General features: G+C 70.4%; 12 protein-coding genes. 8 read left to right on the forward strand and 4 right to left on the reverse strand.

The window, feature by feature from the left end; all coding sequences use genetic code 11:
• Positions 1 to 157 precede the first annotated feature (157 nt).
• Together J2S43_RS25445 and J2S43_RS25450 are read left to right on the forward strand one after the other, a co-directional pair.
• The gene (locus tag J2S43_RS25445; protein WP_306833324.1) at positions 158 to 784 is read left to right on the forward strand and encodes a PadR family transcriptional regulator; all 627 of its coding nucleotides are present in this window, start codon (positions 158 to 160) and stop codon (positions 782 to 784) included.
• Positions 785 to 927: 143 nt separating this feature from the next.
• Positions 928 to 1584 (forward strand): class I SAM-dependent methyltransferase, encoded by a 657-nt coding sequence (locus J2S43_RS25450; RefSeq protein ID WP_306833327.1) that lies wholly within the window; start codon positions 928 to 930, stop codon positions 1582 to 1584.
• Between the two features lie 118 nt (positions 1585 to 1702).
• Here J2S43_RS25450 and J2S43_RS25455 read toward each other — a convergent pair whose 3' ends face one another.
• Positions 1703 to 2800 carry a glycoside hydrolase family 19 protein gene (locus J2S43_RS25455; RefSeq protein ID WP_306833329.1) on the reverse strand — a complete coding sequence of 366 codons (1098 nt, stop codon included), beginning with the start codon at positions 2798 to 2800 and terminating at the stop codon, positions 1703 to 1705.
• A gap of 289 nt (positions 2801 to 3089) precedes the next feature.
• On the opposite strand from J2S43_RS25455, the gene J2S43_RS25460 reads away from it, so the two are divergent.
• On the forward strand, positions 3090 to 4925 hold the full coding sequence (locus J2S43_RS25460; RefSeq protein WP_306833331.1) for a LamG-like jellyroll fold domain-containing protein: 1836 nt from the start codon (positions 3090 to 3092) through the stop codon (positions 4923 to 4925).
• Positions 4926 to 5408: 483 nt separating this feature from the next.
• Positions 5409 to 6638 (forward strand): IS110 family RNA-guided transposase, encoded by a 1230-nt coding sequence (locus J2S43_RS25465; protein ID WP_306831110.1) that lies wholly within the window; start codon positions 5409 to 5411, stop codon positions 6636 to 6638.
• A 1286-nt stretch (positions 6639 to 7924) separates the two neighbouring features.
• Here the strand turns inward: J2S43_RS25465 and J2S43_RS25470 are convergent.
• The 3 genes from J2S43_RS25470 to J2S43_RS25480 form a co-directional block, all read right to left on the reverse strand.
• The gene (locus J2S43_RS25470) at positions 7925 to 10405 is read right to left on the reverse strand and encodes a DNA gyrase/topoisomerase IV subunit A (protein ID WP_306833333.1); all 2481 of its coding nucleotides are present in this window, start codon (positions 10403 to 10405) and stop codon (positions 7925 to 7927) included.
• A 10-nt stretch (positions 10406 to 10415) separates the two neighbouring features.
• Positions 10416 to 12482, reverse strand: a complete 2067-nt coding sequence (locus tag J2S43_RS25475) for a DNA gyrase/topoisomerase IV subunit B (RefSeq protein ID WP_306833335.1) — start codon at positions 12480 to 12482, stop codon at positions 10416 to 10418.
• A 147-nt stretch (positions 12483 to 12629) separates the two neighbouring features.
• Positions 12630 to 12911: a DUF2087 domain-containing protein gene (locus tag J2S43_RS25480; RefSeq protein ID WP_306833337.1), complete on the reverse strand. Its 282-nt coding sequence runs from the start codon at positions 12909 to 12911 to the stop codon at positions 12630 to 12632.
• Between the two features lie 238 nt (positions 12912 to 13149).
• On the opposite strand from J2S43_RS25480, the gene J2S43_RS25485 reads away from it, so the two are divergent.
• From J2S43_RS25485 to J2S43_RS25500, 4 genes are all read left to right on the forward strand, one after another.
• On the forward strand, positions 13150 to 13827 hold the full coding sequence (locus J2S43_RS25485; RefSeq protein WP_306833339.1) for a response regulator transcription factor: 678 nt from the start codon (positions 13150 to 13152) through the stop codon (positions 13825 to 13827).
• A 241-nt stretch (positions 13828 to 14068) separates the two neighbouring features.
• A complete protein-coding gene (locus J2S43_RS25490) occupies positions 14069 to 15229 on the forward strand; it encodes a HAMP domain-containing sensor histidine kinase (protein ID WP_442320045.1) in 1161 nt (386 codons plus the stop codon).
• Between the two features lie 374 nt (positions 15230 to 15603).
• On the forward strand, positions 15604 to 17103 hold the full coding sequence (locus J2S43_RS25495) for a DUF4153 domain-containing protein (RefSeq protein WP_306833341.1): 1500 nt from the start codon (positions 15604 to 15606) through the stop codon (positions 17101 to 17103).
• A gap of 47 nt (positions 17104 to 17150) precedes the next feature.
• The gene (locus tag J2S43_RS25500) at positions 17151 to 17843 is read left to right on the forward strand and encodes a DedA family protein (protein WP_306833343.1); all 693 of its coding nucleotides are present in this window, start codon (positions 17151 to 17153) and stop codon (positions 17841 to 17843) included.
• Positions 17844 to 17985: the final 142 nt, after the last annotated feature.

Consider the following 17985-nt stretch of genomic DNA (forward strand, 5'->3'; position numbering starts at 1 on the left):
ACCCTTGGGCCTTGCCATCGCGCCACCCCGCCCCGTACCGCAGTGATCACCGACGGTCGAGCGTATGACAGACGACCGAGGGGGCTGTCCGGCGACGAGCCCCAGGCATATACTCGTCCGCGAGTAACCGTCCACGAATATCCCGGGGCAGGCCGTCATGGCGCGACGCAAGGTCGGCAATCTCCTGGCGCTCGGCGTGCTCGCGATGCTGGCGCCCGGCACGCCCATGCACCCCTACCAGCTCGCGACCGTGCTGAAGCGCACGGGCAAGGAGCGGGACATGGCGATCAAGTGGGGGTCGTTCTACACCGTGATCGGGAGCTTGGAGAGGCACGGGCTGATCGCGGCGACCGGCACGGACCGGGAGGGGCGGCGGCCGGAGCGCACCACCTACGCGATCACCGATGAGGGGCGCGCGGAGCTGAACGACTGGCTGCGGCAGCTGCTGAGCACACCGGCCCGGGACGCGAGCCGGTTCGAGGCGGCCCTGTCGGTGGCCGGTGTGCTGCATCCGGACGACGTCGAAGGCCTGCTGAGCACGCGCCTGACCGGCCTGGCTCGGGAGATCGAGAGCCTCCGGGCCGATCTGGACGCGCCCGGCGTACCCCGGATCTTTCTGATCGAGACCGAGTACGCGCTCGCGATGCGCGAGGCGGAGACCACCTGGGTGAGCGCGCTCCGAGAGCAGCTCGCCGAGGGGACGCTGCCCGGCCTGGCCGAGTGGCGCGCGTTCCACGAGTCCGGCACCGACCCCGAAGGGTGGGCCGAGCTGCTGGAGCAATGAAAGGCCCCGGCCGCGGTGCGCCAACACCACGACCGGGGCTTGTCCTCACATCGATCCGCGCGAGGGCGGCCGGCGCAAGGTGGCAACCAGAAGCATAGCCGGGCCTCCTGACTCGTGGATCCAGCCGTGAACAGGAGAAACGCATGACCAAGAGCAAGCTGAGCCCGGAGATGGAGGGTTCGGCGGCACGCCGCTACGCCCGGATCCGAGGCACCGAGAGCCAACTCGCCATGTGGCGCGCGGACGCCGAGAGACTGGCCGCGCAGGGAGGGGGCATCCTCGAGATCGCGCCCGGTCCCGGCTACCTGACGGTGGAGCTGGCGAAGCGCGGCGCGCAGGTCTCCGCGCTGGACATCAGCCACACGTTCGCCGCGATGGTGCGGGAGCGGGCCGAGGCCGAGAGTCTGACCGTGGACGCGCGGCAGGGGGACGCGGCCGCGATGCCGTTCGCGGACGAGTCCTTCGACCTGATCATCTGCCAGGCCGCGTTCAAGAACTTCCTCCGCCCGGTCGAGGCACTGGACGAGATGCACCGCGTGCTCCGGCCCGGCGGCGTGGCACTGATCGAGGACCTGGACCCGCGTGCCACCCGTGCGAAGATCGCGGCCGAGGTGGCGGGCATGCGCCTCGACAAGGGCAACGCGCTGTTCACCCGGATCGTGCTGGGCTGGCTGCGCCGCCGGGCGCACACGCCGGAGCAGCTGACGGCGAAGGCCGGGAAGAGCCGGTTCACGAACATCCACATCGAGCGGTACGGCACGATCGGGCTGCGGCTCACCCTGAAGAAGGAAACGGCGTAAGACCGGCGCCCGCGCCACGTCTGACAGTCAAGGGACGCGCTCACGCCGTATCCGAGGAACGCGAACAGAGAGGCCGGTGCCGCGACGGGCGGCACCGGCCTTGTTCACACCGTGAACATCAGCAGCTGAGGTTCGCGCCCGGCGTCACACCGAGGATCCCGGCGAACTTCTGGTACGACGCGATCCGGCTCTGCACCTGCGCCGGGTTGCCGCCGTTGCACTCGATCGCGCCGTTGATGCTGCGGATCGACTCGCCGAAGCCGGGGCCGTTGACCATCGCGTTGTGGCCGGTCACCGTGCCGGGGCCGGTCTGCGTCATCCAGTACCAGATGCCGGTCTTCCAGGCGACGGCCGCGTCGTTCTGCACCAGGTTCGGGTTGCGCAGCAGGTCGATGCCGAGCGCGTCACCCGCGGCCTTGTAGTTGAAGTTCCAGCTCAGCTGGATCGGCCCGCGGCCGTAGTACGCGGCCTGGCCGGCCGGGCACCCGTACGGCTGGCTGACGTCGCAGTAGTGCGGATAGTTCGCCGTGTTCTGCTCGACGATGTGCACGAGCCCGCCGGTCTCGTGGTTGATGTTGGCGAGGAACGCGGCGGCCTCCTGCTTGCGCACAGTGTCGCTGCCGGTGCCGGCGAACGCCGGGTACGCGGAGAGCGCCTGGACCAGCCCGGAGTACGTGTAGAACTGGTTCCGCGACGGGAACATCTGCTGGAACTGCGCCTCGGAGACCACGAACCCGGACGGGTTGGTCGTCCCGCCGGTAGGCGCCGGCGGCGTGGGGACGGTGCCGCCCGAGCAGTTGTACGGCTCCCAGAACCAGGTGCTGATGATCGGGTCGTACCCAGGGTTGTCGTGCTCGGCTATGTAGAACTTGCCGTCCGTATATTTCACAATGTTCCCGGTCACATAGGCCTTACCGGCCACCCACGCCGGGTGATCACAAGCGGCAACGCCAGAGCCACCGGAACCGCCGGAACCGCACGACCCCTTGTCCTCCCACACCCCGGTCCCGGCCGTGCTCGGCTGCTCACCCTGCGTCCACCACTTGGCCGTCCAGTTGTGACCGCCGAACGACGCCGAGTTGCCGCCCCAGTACACCGCGGACGCGCTGTACGGGCTGGCGCACTCGGCCGCCGAGGCCATGGTCATCGGCAGGATCGCGGCGGCGGTACCCGCCCCCGCGATCGCCAGCACCGTAGCGACGACTCGAAGCTTCACCGCACACCAACTCCTATTCCGCACAGCCGTGTATCCGAGGACCGGATGATCGTGGCAGCGGCGGCTTCAGCAGCGGGCTAAAGGAACGGTAAATAATCCTTATAACTCATTCGGCGAGCCGGACCGCACGCAGCGTGAGGGAGTTGCGCTCGGCCACGCCGGGATCCACTCAGCCATCGGGCCGTTCTCGACACGTACCCGCCGAAGATTTTGATTTTTCAGCTGGAGGTCATCGACGCGGTTCAGGCTCACGCCGGATCACCGATCGCCACACCTCGGGAGACACATAATGTCCCAGCGCTTGCCACGCCGCGTGCTGCTGCAGACCGCGGTAGCCGCACCGGCCGCCGGGCTCATCGCCGGCAGCACGTTCGACGCCGCGCCCGCCCAGGCGAGCAGCGGGAAGTTCGACGTAGACAGCCCGCGCTTCTCGATCGCGGTGCTGCCGGACACGCAGTACCTCTTCGACGAGGACGCCTCCGACCCGGAGCCGCTGCGCGCCACCTTCACGTACCTGCGCGAGGCCCGCAAGGACGGCAACGTCGCGTTCATGACGCACCTCGGCGACGTCACCGAACACGGCAGCGAGCACGAGATCGAGCTCGCCTCGAAGACGTTCAAGGAGCTGGACGGCAAGTTCCCGTACAGCGTGCTGGCCGGCAACCACGACATCAACGGCGGCACCACGGCCGACACCCGCGGCGACTCCGCCTACCTCCGGGCGTTCAACCCCAAGCGGTTCAAGTCCGCGCCCACGTTCGGCGGCGCGTCCCCGGACGGCTACAACAGCTACCACGTGCTCGACGCCGGCAACCGCAAGTGGCTGATCCTGGCGCTGGACTGGCGGATCTCCGACGCCGGTGTCGCCTGGGCCCAGTCCGTGCTGGACAAGCACAAGACGCTGCCCGCGATCGTCACCACGCACGACCTGGCCTACGCGGACGACAACGGCACCGCCTACCTGTCCGGCTACGGCCAGACGCTGTGGGACAAGCTGATCCGCAAGAACGACCAGATCTTCCTCACGCTGAACGGTCACTACTGGCCGCCCGGCCGCACCGTGCTGAAGAACGACGCCGGTCACGACGTGCACGTCCACATCACGAACTACCAGGACCGGTACTACGGCGGCGCCGCGATGATCCGGCTGTACGCGTTCGACCTGGCCCGCGGCGTGATCGACGTGTCCACGTTCTCCCCCTGGTTCCTGTCCAAGGACCCGGAGAAGCGGACCGCGCTGGAGGAGGAGACGATCGAGCTGACCGGCCCGACCGACCGCTTCTCCCTGGAGATCGACTTCGACGCCCGGTTCGCGGGCTTCGCCGGGGTCGTCCCGCCGGCACCGCGCCCGGCCTCGGCCGTGGTCCTGCGCGACACCGTCGCCTACTGGCGCTTCGACAACCTCGGCCTCGCCGACGGCACCACGGTCGCGAACGGCACCGTCGTCCGCGACCTGGCCAAGAAGGGCAACGACCTGACCGTCGCGTCGATCGGCGCCGGCGCACCGCTGCTCGCCTCCACCGACCACCACCTCGGCGCGCCCGCGCACGCCAGCCTCCGCTTCAACGGCGGCAAGTCCCCCGACCGCGGCGCCATCCTGCAGACCGGGCCGTCCGCGCCGTTGAACAGCCTCAAGTTCGAAAAGGGCTACACGATCGAGGCGTTCATCAAGCTCCCGGCGCCGTTCGAGGGCGACCACGCCTGGATGGGCATCATGAGCTGGCAGGGCCGCAGCGGCGACGCGGGCAAGACCAGCGGCTGGTCCCAGGACGAGCCGACCTGCAGCGTCAACCTGTCCGGCGAGCGCTTCCTCCAGTACGTGGTCTACCCCAACGACCGCGACGCCGACCCGACCTCGTGGAGCCACGCGCTCCCGGTCGGCCGCTGGATGCACATCGCGATCGTCAACGACGGCCGCCGCACCACGATCTACATCGACGGCTCGAAGATCGCCCGCAACCCGACGCAGGCGTCTCGCGGGATCACCACGATGGGCAAGCCGTTCACGATCGGCGCCACCCAGTTCGCGGAGAAGTTCGGCCAGGGCTTCTACGGCTGGATCGGCGACGTCCGGATCACCGCCCGGGCACTGCCGACCCGCGACTTCCTCACCACCACCTTCTAGACCTTCCCCCAAGGGCGCCGGGCGGCCCACCACTCACCCTGCGCGCCGCCCGGCGCCCGCCTACCCCGCTCTCCGGGGTAGTGCCGTCTCGCGACCGCGGCCCGGTGGCTTCGCGAGGCGGCATCCCTGTCTCCGGGCCCTCTGCGAACCCCAGAAGATCCAGATCCAGATATGCCCGCTTCCGGCGGCTCAAGCCCGCATGCTCCCGCGGGCAACGGTCGTCGCTGGCGCTCCTCCCTAATGGGTTCTAGAGGTCGGGTCGGTTGTGTTGCAGACTCGGTGTCTGGTAGCCGCAGCGGGTGAGCACTGTTCCTCCCGGGGCCGTTGAGTCCTGCGTGCAGATCGTGCCCCTGTCTGTGATGTGTGAGGACCGTACGGCTGATGGGGTGTCGTGCCCGCCGGATGGCGTGAGCACTGATCCATTAGGGCGCCGGGTCTTCCATGTGGCTGCGGGGTTGTTGTTGCTGGTGGGGAGGGGTTCGGGTGTTGTTCGTCGGTGATGACTGGGCGGAAGATCATCATGATGTGGAGGTGCAGAACGAGGCCGGGCAGACACTGGGCGTGGTGCGGTTGCCGGAGGGTGTGGAAGGAGTGACCCGGTTCCATGAGCTGGTGGGCCGGTTCCTGACCGGGGATGCCGGGCCTTCGCAGGTGCTGATATGCATCGAGACGGATCGCGGGCCGTGGGTGCGGGCGCTGGTCACGGCCGGTTATCAGGTATTTGCGGTCAACCCGAAGCAAGCGGCCCGGCACCGGGAGCTGCTGTCGCTGTCAGGAGCGAAGAGTGACAAGGGCGACGCGCGGATGCTGGCGGACATGCTCCGGACCCGCCGGCATCAGTTACGGCCCGTCGCCGCGGATTCCGAGATCGCTGAGGCGGTCAAGGTCGTCGCGAGGGCGCATCAGACACTGATCTGGGAACGCACACGGCACATGCTGCGGCTGCGCACGGCGTTGCGGGAGTATTTTCCGGCCGCGGTCGCCGCTTACGAGGAGTTGACGCTCACCGGCCGTGACGCTCTGGAGCTTCTGGCGAAGGCCCCGACACCGGCCGGCGCGGCGAAGCTGACCCTGGCACAGATCGGTACGGTGCTGAAACGGGCCCGCCGCCGCAACGTCGAGGGCAAGGCGGCCGGGATCCAGCAGGCGTTGCGGACCGTCGAGCTCGGCCAGCCCGAGACGGTCACGGCCGCCTATGCGGCCTCGGTCCGGGCGACGGTCGCGGTCCTGCAGACCCTCAACACCGAGATCAAAACCCTGGAAGGGCAGGTCGAGGAGCATTTTGGCCGGCACCCAGACGCTGAGGTCTATCTCAGCCAGCCCGGTATCGGGGCTGTCCTCGGCGCCCGGGTGCTCGCCGAGTTCGGGGACGCCGCCGGCCGTTACACCGACGCGAAATCCCGGAAGAACTATGCCGGAACCGCACCACTGACCCGCCAGTCCGGGAAAACGAAGACCGTCTACGCCCGGTTCATCCACAACAACCGCCTCATCGACGCCCTGCACATGCAGGCCAGCGCCGCGATGCTGCACGATCCCGAAGTCCGCGCCTACTACGACACCCTCCGCGACCGCGACGTCAAGCACCAAGCCGCACTCCGCCAGGTCGGCAACCGCCTCGTCGGCATCCTCCACGGCTGCCTCAAGACCCACACCCCCTACGACCAGGCCACCGCCTGGTCACACCGCAAGAAAACCACCACCACAACTTGACACCTCAGCTCCAGGGGTGTCTGCACGTTCCCCGACGCAAGCCCCCTGCCCCGCAGCTCCCGGACCCCACTCACGCAACGCACCGGGCGCTCCGCACCCGCCGCTACGCGACGCGCAGCCGCTACGTGCGCAACCAACGGGCCACGCACTCGCAAACCGCCCACTCAAGCCTCGACCCACCACCGTGAACGCGTGGCGGGCGTGGTTTTCGTGGTGATATTTCGGGCACCCGGCGGCCACTGGCCGCCCGCGCCTGACCTTCTTTCAGCGCCCCGCCGGCACATGACATGTGCACATCTCAGCCTTCGGCCCGCATCATGAGGCTTATTCAGCGGGGCGAGCCGACGCCGCGTCGCCGCAGGCCAGCGCTGTTGGTGCGTAACGTGCTGAATAAGCCTCCATGAGGCTATTCAGCGTCGCCCTCGTCAGGCGGCCCGGCCTGCGGCAACGCGGCGTTGGCCCGCCGCGCTGAATAAGCCTCCATGAAGCACCGATGCCGACCGGAACGGCTCGCCCGACGAGCCGGCCGACTTCCGAATCGGACTTTCCGGCGCGGGAAGTTGATCACGTGTGCCAAATCGTTGTTATCGGCGCCCGATAACAACGATTTGGCACACGTGATCGTTTAGGCAGCCAAATGCCGTGTCCTTTATCGCGATATTTCGGGCGGGTGGATCGTGCGGCGCGCGACGTTTCCATAATCTGGCGCGGGTTCCCATCATGTAGAAGATCAGCCACTTGTCGAGATCGATCATCCGCGATGCGGGACGGGGCGCTGTATAGCGATCGACGGGATCCGCCTTGGGGTTCGGCGTGAAGCGAACCGTGCAGCAGCGCCGAGAACTGGCCGGCACGGAACCCAGCCGAACAGGAACCGCACAACGGCCGGAAAAGCAAGCGGCGCGAACCAGCCGAACGCGAACCGCACAGCGGCGCCAGAACCCGGCGGCGCGGGGAACCGGCGGCGCGGGGAACCGGCGGCGCGGGGAACCGGCGGCGCGGGGAACCGGCGGCGCGGGGAACCGGCGGCGCGGGGAACCGGCGGCGCGGGGAACCGGCGGCGCCAGAACCCGGCGGCGCGGGGAACCGGCGGGGAATCCGTGGGCGGCGCCGATTTCTGGCCGGGTGGGGTTCGGTGCGGAGTTGCGCGTGGGGAGGATCGGAGGCGGGAGATCGAAAGGCGTGGTCGCCGGGAGTGGAAGGGAGGAGCGCCGGCGACGACCGGTGCCCGCGGGAGCATGCGGACACCGGCCACGCCGGGACGGGGTATAGCGCAGTTGTGGGTTTCAGTCGCGTTCGATGAGGTGGCCGACGAGGTCGGGGCAGATGGCGGCGGCGCCGGAGCCGTCGCGGCGGGGGTCGATGTCGGGGAGGTCGATCGGCTCGCCGGTGGTGGTGGCGGCTGCGGGGCGGACGCCGATCCACGCGACGACCAGGGCGTCCTCGCCCTTGAGGAAGCGGTGGGCTCGCACGCCGCCGGTGGCGCGGCCCTTGGCGGGGTAGTCGTCGAACGGGGTGACCTTGACGGTGCGGCCGGTGGACGTGATGACCAGCGGGGCGCCGTGCTGGGGGTCGTCGGTGCCGATCGCGCCGAAGAAGACGACGGAGGCGCCGGTGGTGAGGTTTATGCCGGCCATGCCGCCGCCCTTGGTGCCCTGGGCGCGCACCAGCGACGCCGGGAAGCGGAGCAGCGCGGCGTCGCTGGTGAGGAACGCGAGCGATTCGGTGCCGGTGATCCAGGTGGAGCCGATCACCTCGTCGCCGTCCCTGAGGCCGATGACCTCGAAGACGTCGGCGCGGACCGGCCAGTCGGGGGCGCAGACCTTGACGACGCCCTGGCGGGTGCCGAGCGCGAGCGTCTCGCCGGGCTTGGGGACCAGCGGGGCCAGGCCGATGACGGTCTCGCCGGGGTCGAGGTCGGCGAGTTCGCTGGCGGACATGCCGCCGCGGAGCGAGACCGTGCCGGTGTGTTCGGGGAGGACCGGGAGTGGCAGCACGTCGGTCTTGAACGCGCGGCCCCGGTTCGTGATGAGCAGGACCTGGCCGCGGGCCGTGGTGTGGACGATGGCGCGGACCGCGTCGTGGCGGTCGCGGCCGTTGCGGCGGGTGCTCTCCGAGGACTCCTCGGACTCGGCGGCGGTACGCGCGACGAGCCCGGTGGCGGAGAGGATGACCTGGCAGGGGTCGTCCTTGACCTCGAGCGGGCCGGCCGGGATGGACGCGGCCAGCACCTCCTTGAGGTCGCCGTCGATGAGCGCGGTGCGGCGCGGCGTGGAGTGCTCCTTGGCGACGGCCGCGAGCTCGTCGGAGACGACCTTCTTCAGGACCTTGTCGTCGTCGAGGATCAGCGACAGCGCGGCGATCTCGGAGTTGAGGCGCTCCTGCTCGGACTCGAGTTCGAGCCGGTCGAAGCGGGTGAGCCGGCGCAGCGGCGTGTCCAGAATGTACGACGCCTGGATCTCGGAGAGCCCGAACTGCTCCATCAGGCCGTCCTTGGCGGACGCGGCATCGTCGCTTGCGCGGATCATCGCGACCACCCGGTCGATGTCGAGCAGCGCGATGAGCAGGCCGTCGACCAGGTGCAGGCGATCCTGCCGCTTGGTCCGCCTGAACAGAGTCCGCCGGGTCACCACGGAATAGCGGTGGTTGAGGAAGACCTCGAGCAGCGCCTTGAGCCCGAGCGTCTGCGGCTGGCCGTCGAGCAGGACCAGGTTGTTGACGCCGAACGACTGCTCCAGCGGGGTGAGCCGGTAGAGGTCGGCGAGCAGCGCCTGCGGGTTGACGCCGACCTTGCACTCGATGACCAGGCGGGTGCCGTTCTCCCGGTCGGTGAGGTCCTTGACGTCCGCGATGCCCTGGAGGCGCCGGGTCTTGTTGACCTCGTCGGTGATCTTCTCGATGACCTTCTCGGCGCCGATGCCGTACGGCAGCTCGGTCACCGTGATCGCCTGCCGGCCGCGCGAGCCTTCGAGCGGCCCGATCTCCACCTTGGCCCGCATGCGCACCACGCCGCGGCCGGTCTCGTACGCCTTGCGCACCTCGTCCAGCCCGAGCAGCATCCCGCCGGTCGGCAGGTCGGGTCCGGGGACGAACGTCATCAGCTTGTCCAGGTCCGCGTCCGGGTGGTTGATCAGCCACCGGGCCGCGGTCACGACCTCGCCGAGGTTGTGCGGGATCATGTTCGTCGCCATGCCGACCGCGATCCCGGAGGTGCCGTTGACCAGCAGGTTCGGGAAGGCGGCGGGGAGCACGGAGGGCTGTTCGAGCGAGCCGTCGTAGTTCGGGACGAAGTCGACCGTGCCCTCGCCGAGCTCGCCGACCAGCAGCATCGCCTCGCTGGACATGCGCGCCTCGGTGTATCGCGCGGCGGCCGGGCCGTCGTCCGGCGAGCCGAAGTTGCCGTGGCCGTCGATCAGCGGAACGTTCAGCGAGAAGTCCTGGGCGAGCCGGACCATCGCGTCGTAGATCGCGACGTCGCCGTGCGGGTGGTACTTACCCATCACGTCACCGACGACGCGCGCGGACTTCACGTGCCCGCGGTCCGGCCGGTAGCCCTGCTCGTACATGGAGAACAGGATGCGGCGGTGCACCGGCTTGAGCCCGTCGCGGGCGTCCGGCAGCGCGCGGGAGTGGATGACCGAGAACGCGTACTCCAGGTAGGAGTCCTCGACCTCGGTGGTCAGCGGGTTGTCGATGATCCGCGCCCCGGCCGCGTCGAACGCGGACAGGTCGACCTTGGCGGACTTGGAATCCTTGCGGCGAGCCATTAACAGTTCCTCAGGCGTCGATGGCGTCGCGGTCGACGCGGTCGGAAGAGTTGATCAACCAGTTCTTGCGGGGCTCGACCTTCTCGCCCATCAGCAGTTCGAGCGTGCGCTCCGCGGCGTCGACATCCAGAAGCGTGATCCGGCGGACCGCGCGCGAGGCCGGGTTCATCGTGGTGTCCCACAGCTCGTCCGCGTCCATCTCGCCGAGGCCCTTGAATCGCGGGATCGGCGTGACGACCTGCTTGCCGGACCTGGTCAGCCGCGCGACCGTGTTGGTCATCTCCGGCTGCGTGTACGTGTAGATGGTCTGCGGGGAGCGGCCCTTGGTGGTGATCTTGTGGAGCGGCGGCATCGCGGCGTAGAGCCGGCCGGCCTCGATCACCGGCCGCATGTACTTGGCGAACAGCGTGATCAGCAGCGTGCGGATGTGCGAGCCGTCGACGTCCGCGTCCGCCATGATCAGGATCCGGCCGTAGCGCATCGAGCTCACGTCGAACGTGCGCCCGGAGCCGGCGCCGAGCACCTGCACGATCGCGGAGCACTCCGCGTTGTCCAGGACCTGCTGCAGGCTCGCCTTCTGCACGTTGAGGATCTTGCCGCGGATCGGCAGCAGCGCCTGGTATTCCGAGCTGCGCGCCATCCGGGCGGTGCCGAGCGCGCTGTCGCCCTCGACGATGAACAGCTCGCTGCGGCCCACGCCGGTGGAGCGGCAGTCGACCAGCTTGGCCGGCATCGACGCGCCCTCCAGCGCGGTCTTGCGCCGGGCCGCGTCCTTCTGCTGCTTCTGGGTGAGCCGCACCCGGCCCGCGTCGACGATCTTCTGCAGGACCGTCCGCGCCTCGACCTTGGTCTTCTTGTCCTGCACCCAGTCCTTCAGGCGCGCCTCGACGACCTGCTGCACCACCCGGGTGATGCCGGCCGTGGAGAGCTCGTCCTTGGTCTGCGAGGTGAACTGCGGCTCCGGCACGCGCACGTGGATGACCGCGGTCATCCCCTCCAGCACGTCGTCCAGGACCGGCGGCTCCTCCTTCGGCTTGAGCAGGCCGCGGGTGTTCTTCACGGCCTCGACCAGCGCGCGGACCGCGGCCCGCTCGAAGCCCTTGCGGTGGGTGCCGCCGTGCACGTTGCGGATCGTGTTGGTGAAGCACTCGACCGTGCGCTCGTAGCCGGTCCCCCAGCGGAACGAGATCTCGATCTCGGCGGTGCGTTCCACGTTCGACCGCATGACGCCGTTCTCGTCCGCGGCGTTCTCCCGGTACGACCCCGTGCCGTTGATCATCAGCGTGCCGGAGACCGGCTTCTCGCTGGATGGGGCCAGGAAGTCGACCATGTCGGCCAGCCCGTTCGGGAAGTGGAACTCCTCGGTGCCGGTACCGGACATCGGGTCCACGTTCGCGTCGCGGAGCACGTAGCTCACGCCGGGGACCAGGAACGCGGTGTTGCGCAGCTTGGTGCGGACCGCCTCGACGTCCAGCGCGGCGCCGGCCTCGAAATAACGGGCGTCGTACCAGTACCGAATACTGGTGCCGGTCGGCTCGCCGCGCTTCATCCTGCCGGTCACGCGCAGGCCGGACGCGGCGGTGAACTGCGCATCCGGCCCCGGGCCGTGGAACTCGCCGGCCACGCCGTGCCGGAAGGAGATCTCGTGGATCTTCCCGTCCCGCCGCACGGTCACGTCGAAGCGCAGCGACAGCGCGTTGACCGCGGACGCGCCCACGCCGTGCAGGCCGCCGGAGGTCTTGTAGCCGGAGCCGCCGAACTTGCCGCCCGCGTGCAGCCGGGTCATCACCAGCTCGACGCCGGACATGCCGGACTTCGCGTGCGTGTCGGTCGGGATGCCGCGGCCGTCGTCGTCGACCTGCACGGAGCCGTCCTCGTGCAGCGTCACCTTGACGCGGGTGGCGAAGCCGGCCACGCCCTCGTCCGTCGAGTTGTCGACGATCTCGTTGAACAGGTGGTTCACGCCACGGCTGTCGGTGGACCCGATATACATGCCGGGGCGCTTACGGACCGCGTCCAGCCCCTCGAGGTGGGTGAGGTCGGCTGCCCCGTACAGGGTCTCGGGCTGTGCAGTCACCGGTTCTTGACTCCAGATCCTCGCGCTTGTGCTGGGTGGCGCCGTAACACGACTGGAGCGACTCTAACCGCAGGGTCCGACGAGTCCGTCGCTCCATGCCGCAGATGAGGCGCACATGACGCGCAAACTATCGCACAGATGTTCTAATCACGCCTCGTAGGCGCGCCAGTAGAGTCCGTCCTCGCGCGCCAGGATGTCCAGGTCGATCAGGTATCGGCGGATCGCCACGTGATCCACCCCCGGCACCCCGTCGCACCAGGCACGGAGGATGTCGTTGACCTCCGGTTCGCGATAGCGCCGGCCGGACTCGAAGGAGGCGCGGGTGAGGTGATCGAGCACGGCGCGGCGGCGGGTCAGCCTGCTCGGCATGGCGGTCAGGCGGCCGTCGCGCACGAACGTGCGGACGGCAGCGTCGTCGGGCTCTGACACAACGTCACCTCTTTCGGCCTGATGGAGATCCACGTCACCCTGCGGGCCGGGCGCGCCGGGGTCAACCGATTTCCACTGTGGATCAAGGTCAAGATCATTCGGGGGTACGGGACGGGAGCGCGCCTTCCATCCGTACCCCCGCAGGCTCCTGATCTCCACAGTTCGTTCACAACTCGCGCGTCGTGCCTGCACGATCGGTCTTTAGAGTCACCTCACCGGCACCGACTCGGAGGGACACATGGCCGCACAACGGACGATTCTGGTCGTCGAGGACGAGCGCACGATCGCGGACGCGGTCGCCGCCCGCCTGCGCGCCGAGGGTTTCGCAGTGCACTGCGCCTCCGACGGCCCCGGCGCGGTCGAGGCCGCCCGCCGGATCGGCCCGGACGCCGTGGTGCTGGACGTGATGCTCCCCGGCTTCGACGGCCTCGAGGTGTGCCGCCGGCTACAGGCCGAACGCCCGGTGCCGGTGCTGATGCTCACCGCGCGTGACGACGAGACGGACCTGCTGGTCGGGCTCGCGGTCGGCGCGGACGACTACCTGACCAAGCCGTTCTCGATGCGCGAGCTGACCGCGCGGGTGCACGCGCTGCTGCGCCGGATGACCAAGGCCTCGGCCGGCGAGCCGCCCATCGTGCTCGGCGACCTGGAGATCAACCGGGCCGAGCGCCGGGTCACCCGCAACGGCGTCGAGGCGCACCTGACGCCGACCGAGTTCGACCTGCTGGTGCACCTGGCCGGCCGGCCGCGCACGGTGCTGCCCCGGGAGCGTCTGCTGGCCGACGTCTGGGGCTGGGCCGACGCGTCCGGCACCCGGACCGTGGACAGCCACATCAAGGGCCTGCGCCGCAAACTCGGCGCCGACCTGATCAGGACCGTGCACGGCGTCGGCTACGCCTTGGAGGTCGACCGGTGAACCGGCCCGGCCCCGGACCCGCCGTCAACCGGACCGGTCTCGGAGCTGCCGCGGGCCGGACCGGCTCCGCACCCACCGTCAACCGGACCGGCTCCGCACCCACCGTCAACCGGACCGGTCTCCGACCCGCCGCGGGCCAGACCAGCTCCGCACCCGCCGTGGGCCCGACCGCATCCAAGCCCGCCGTCGCCCCGGCCGCATCCGGGCTCGCCCTGAATCGGGCCGCATCCGGGGCCGGCCGGTGAACACGCTTCGGGGGCGGCCGGAGAGCGGCCTGCCGTGGATCATCCGGTTCGGCTCGCTGGTCCTGGACCGGATCTACCGCGCCGGCAGCTGGCTGCGCGCCCGGCCCCCGGTCCGCCCGCTGATGGACGCGGTGGAGAGGCTGCTCGGCCGGCTCCCCCGCCCGCTCGACCCGGTCCGCTCGATCAAGGCGAAGCTGTCGCTCGCGCTCGGCCTGGCCGGCGGCGTCGGCCTGCTCGTCCTCTGGTACTCGCTGAAATGGATCCCGCTCAACGTCGCGTTCATCGCGTCCGCGGTCGCGCTGGCACTGCTCACGCTGCAGATCGCGGCGCACGGCGCGACCGTGCCGCTGCGCGAGATGACGGACGCGGCCCGGCAGATGGCCCGCGGCGACTACACCCGGCGCGTGCACACGAACTCGCGGGACGAGGTCGGCGAGCTGGCCGCCGCGTTCAACGTGATGGCCGCGGACCTGGACGCGGCCGACCGGCAGCGCCGCGAGCTGATCGCGAACGTGTCCCACGAGCTGCGCACGCCGATCACCGCGCTGCGCGGCATGCTGGAGAACATCGTGGACGGCGTCTCCGAGCCGGACCCGGCCGCCATGGGCACCGCGCTCGCCCAGACCGAGCGCCTCGGCAAGCTGGTCGCGGAGCTGCTCGACCTGTCCCGCCTGGACGCCGGCATCGTGCCGATGAAGCGCACCGAGATCGCGCTGGACGACTTCCTGGCCGACGTGGTCGCGGAGGCGCAGGTCAACCACCCGTCGGTGCCGATCCGGCTGGACGCGGACGGTGACCTGACGCTCGACGGTGATCCCGAGCGCCTGCACCAGCTCTTCGCGAACCTGCTGGACAACGCGGCCCGGCACAGCCCGGCCGGCGGCTCGATCCGGCTCAACGCCGCGCTCGACGGCGACGACGTGCTCTTCGCCGTCGCCGACCAGGGCAGCGGCATCCCGGTCGCGGAGCGGGAGCGCGTCTTCGAGCGCTTCACCCGCGGTGAACGCGCGACCGGTGGGGGGACCGGGCTCGGGCTGGCGATCGCCCGCTGGGTGGTGCAGCTGCACCACGGCAGCATCGCGGTCGTCGACCCGCGCCCGGGCGACACGATGACCGGCGCACACGTCCAGGTCCGGCTTCCCGCCCGAAATTCATGAATCCCCGGCGGTACGTACGCCGCCTCCGGTCACGTCACTTCATTGAGGACCGCGTCTCCACCGTCCGTCGCACCACGCGGCCGGCCGGCGACGCGCGCCCGCACACCCTGCCACCCCGGGAGCCCCGTATGACCAGCACGCCACCGGCCGCCCCACAGCCGGAAAAGGTTGATAAATCCGCATCTGTCGCGCCAACAGAATCGACGCCACCCGCTTCCACCATGCAAAACTCCACCGCGCCCGCTGCCGCGACGCCGGATTCCACCGCGCCTGGCCCGGCCGTGCCCGTTGCCGGTGCTGGACCCGCCGCTCCGCCCACCCACGCGTCGCCGGCGCCGCGGCAGGCCGGGCCGCCGGTACACACTCAGCTGCTCGTGCACGGTCCCTGGCCGTCGCAGTCTCCGGAGCGCTGGCTGGGACCGGACGCGCCGGCGGCGCCCGGCGTGGTCGTCGCGCTGCTGGTCGCGGCCGCGATCGGGGCCGGCACGCTGAACGTCAGCCGTCCCGGCCTCGGCTGGCTGCTCGCCGCGCTGGCCGGCACCGCCGCGGTCGTGATCGCCGGCCGCGCCCGGGTCCGCCGCACCATGCCGCCCGCGCGCGTCGCGCTCCCGGCCACCGATCCCGGCCGGCGCGCCGACCGCTACCTGTGGTCCGCCGCCACCGTGCTGCTGCTCGGCGCCGGCACGATCCGCGCGGCCGGCTGGCTGTTCGCGCTCTGCGTGGTGACCGCGCTGCTCACCGCCGTGCTGGCGACCGGCGGCGGCACCTCGGTCCGGGCCCTCGGCTACCTCACGACGATCATGCCGGCCGCCGCCGCGCGGGCCGTGCCGTGGCTGGCCCGCGGTGCCCGCACGCTGCGCCGCGGCCGGACCGCGGACTCGCCGCGGCTGGCGCTGCCGATCCTGCTCACCGTGGCGCTGCTGATCGTGTTCGGCGCGCTCTTCATCTCCGCGGACGCCGCGTTCGCGGAGCTGATCACCGCATCCCTGCCGGAGCTGGACGGCGCGATCGTGGCCCGCGTGCTGGTGCTGTTCCCCGCGCTGACGCTGCTGCTCGGCGCGCTGGCGTTCGTCCGGGTCGCGCCACCCGCCACCGCCGATCTGGACGAGCCGCTGCGCCGGCCCGTCCGCCGTACCGAATGGCTGCTTCCGGTCGTCGCCCTTGATCTGCTCTTCGGCGCGTTCGTGCTGGTGCAGGCGGCCGTGCTGTTCGGCGGTGCGGAGCACGTGCTGGCCACGGCCGGGCTGACCTACGCGGAGTACGCCCGGTCCGGCTTCTGGCAGCTGCTGGTCGTCACCGGCCTGACGCTGCTGGTGCTGGGCGTGGCCGCGCTGACCGCGCCGCGCGCGTCCACCACCGACCGCCTCGTCGTCCGGGTGCTGCTCGGCACGCTGGCCGGCCTGACGCTGCTCATCGTGGCGTCCGCGCTGTCCCGGATGTCGCTGTACGCGGACGTCTACGGCCTGACCCGGCTGCGTGTGCTGGTCTTCGCCTGCGAGCTCTGGCTCGGCGCGGTCTTCGTGATGGTGCTCGTCGCGGGCGTCCGGCTGCGCGCCCGGTGGCTGCCGCGCGCGGTCTTCGGCACGGCCGTGCTGGCGCTGCTCACGCTGGTCGCGGTGAACCCGGACGCGCTGATCGCCCGGCACAACCTGAACGAGGACCGGATTGACACCGCCTACCTGGGGCAGCTGTCCGCGGACGCGGTGCCGGAGCTGGCCGAGGCCCCGGCCGAGTTGCGCGGCTGCCTGCTCCAGGGCCCGGCCGCGGGCCTAAGGGCTCACCCGGACGGGTGGCAGGACCTCAACCTGGCCCGAGTGCAGGCCCGCGCGATCCTCGACGGCCAGACGGACGTCATCCGCTGTCCATATCCCTGAGTCAATCTCCGGGTCGGACTCTGACTTTCGCCGGATGTGGGAGACCCATGGAGCTTCTTAGCGTCGAGGGCATGATCGAGCTGCTGGAGGCCGCGGTGACCTCCCCATGGGTCTACCTGGCCATATTCGGGTTGGCACTGCTGGACGCGTTCTTCCCGGCCGTCCCGTCGGAGACCATGGTGATCACCGCCGGCGTCTTCGCGGTGTCCGGTGAACCGAACCTCGCGCTGATCATCGCGGCCGCCGCGGCCGGCGCGTTCTGCGGCGACCACATCTCCTACCAGATCGGCCGCTCCACCGGCCTGGCCCGGCGGCTGCCCGCCACCGGCCGCCGGCGGGCCGCGTTCGACTGGGCCTCGGCCGCGCTGCAGCGGCGCGGCGGACTGCTGCTGGTGATCGCGCGCTACATCCCGGGCGGCCGCACCGCGGCCACGCTGACCATGGGCGCGTGCGGCTACCCACGGGCCCGGTTCACGCTCTACGACACGATCGCGGTCGTCTCGTGGGCGCTCTACTCCGGCCTGATCGGCTTCCTCGGCGGCGCCGCCTTCGAGGAGAACAAGCTGCTCGGCGTCGCCTTCGCGCTCGGCATGGCGATCACCCTGACGGTCACGATCGAGCTCACCCGCTGGCTGATCTCCCGCCGCCGTGCCGGCGCGGCCGGCTCCGGCCCGGAGTCCGTCGCCGAGACCGCGCCGGTCGCGGCCACGCCGGCGCTCGCACCCGCGGCCGAACGCTGACCGCCGCGTCGTCCGCGTCCCCTCGGCGCTGATCTCAATCCTCCGAAGACGCGGACGACGCCTTCGGAGCCGAAGATGAACTGCCGGCCGATCGTCGAGGTCCATGACTGCCGATTCTGCCGCCTCGCACGACCGGGTTCGC

Origin of the sequence: Catenuloplanes nepalensis, assembly GCF_030811575.1 — a bacterium.
Taxonomy (GTDB): Bacteria; Actinomycetota; Actinomycetes; order Mycobacteriales; family Micromonosporaceae; genus Catenuloplanes; species Catenuloplanes nepalensis.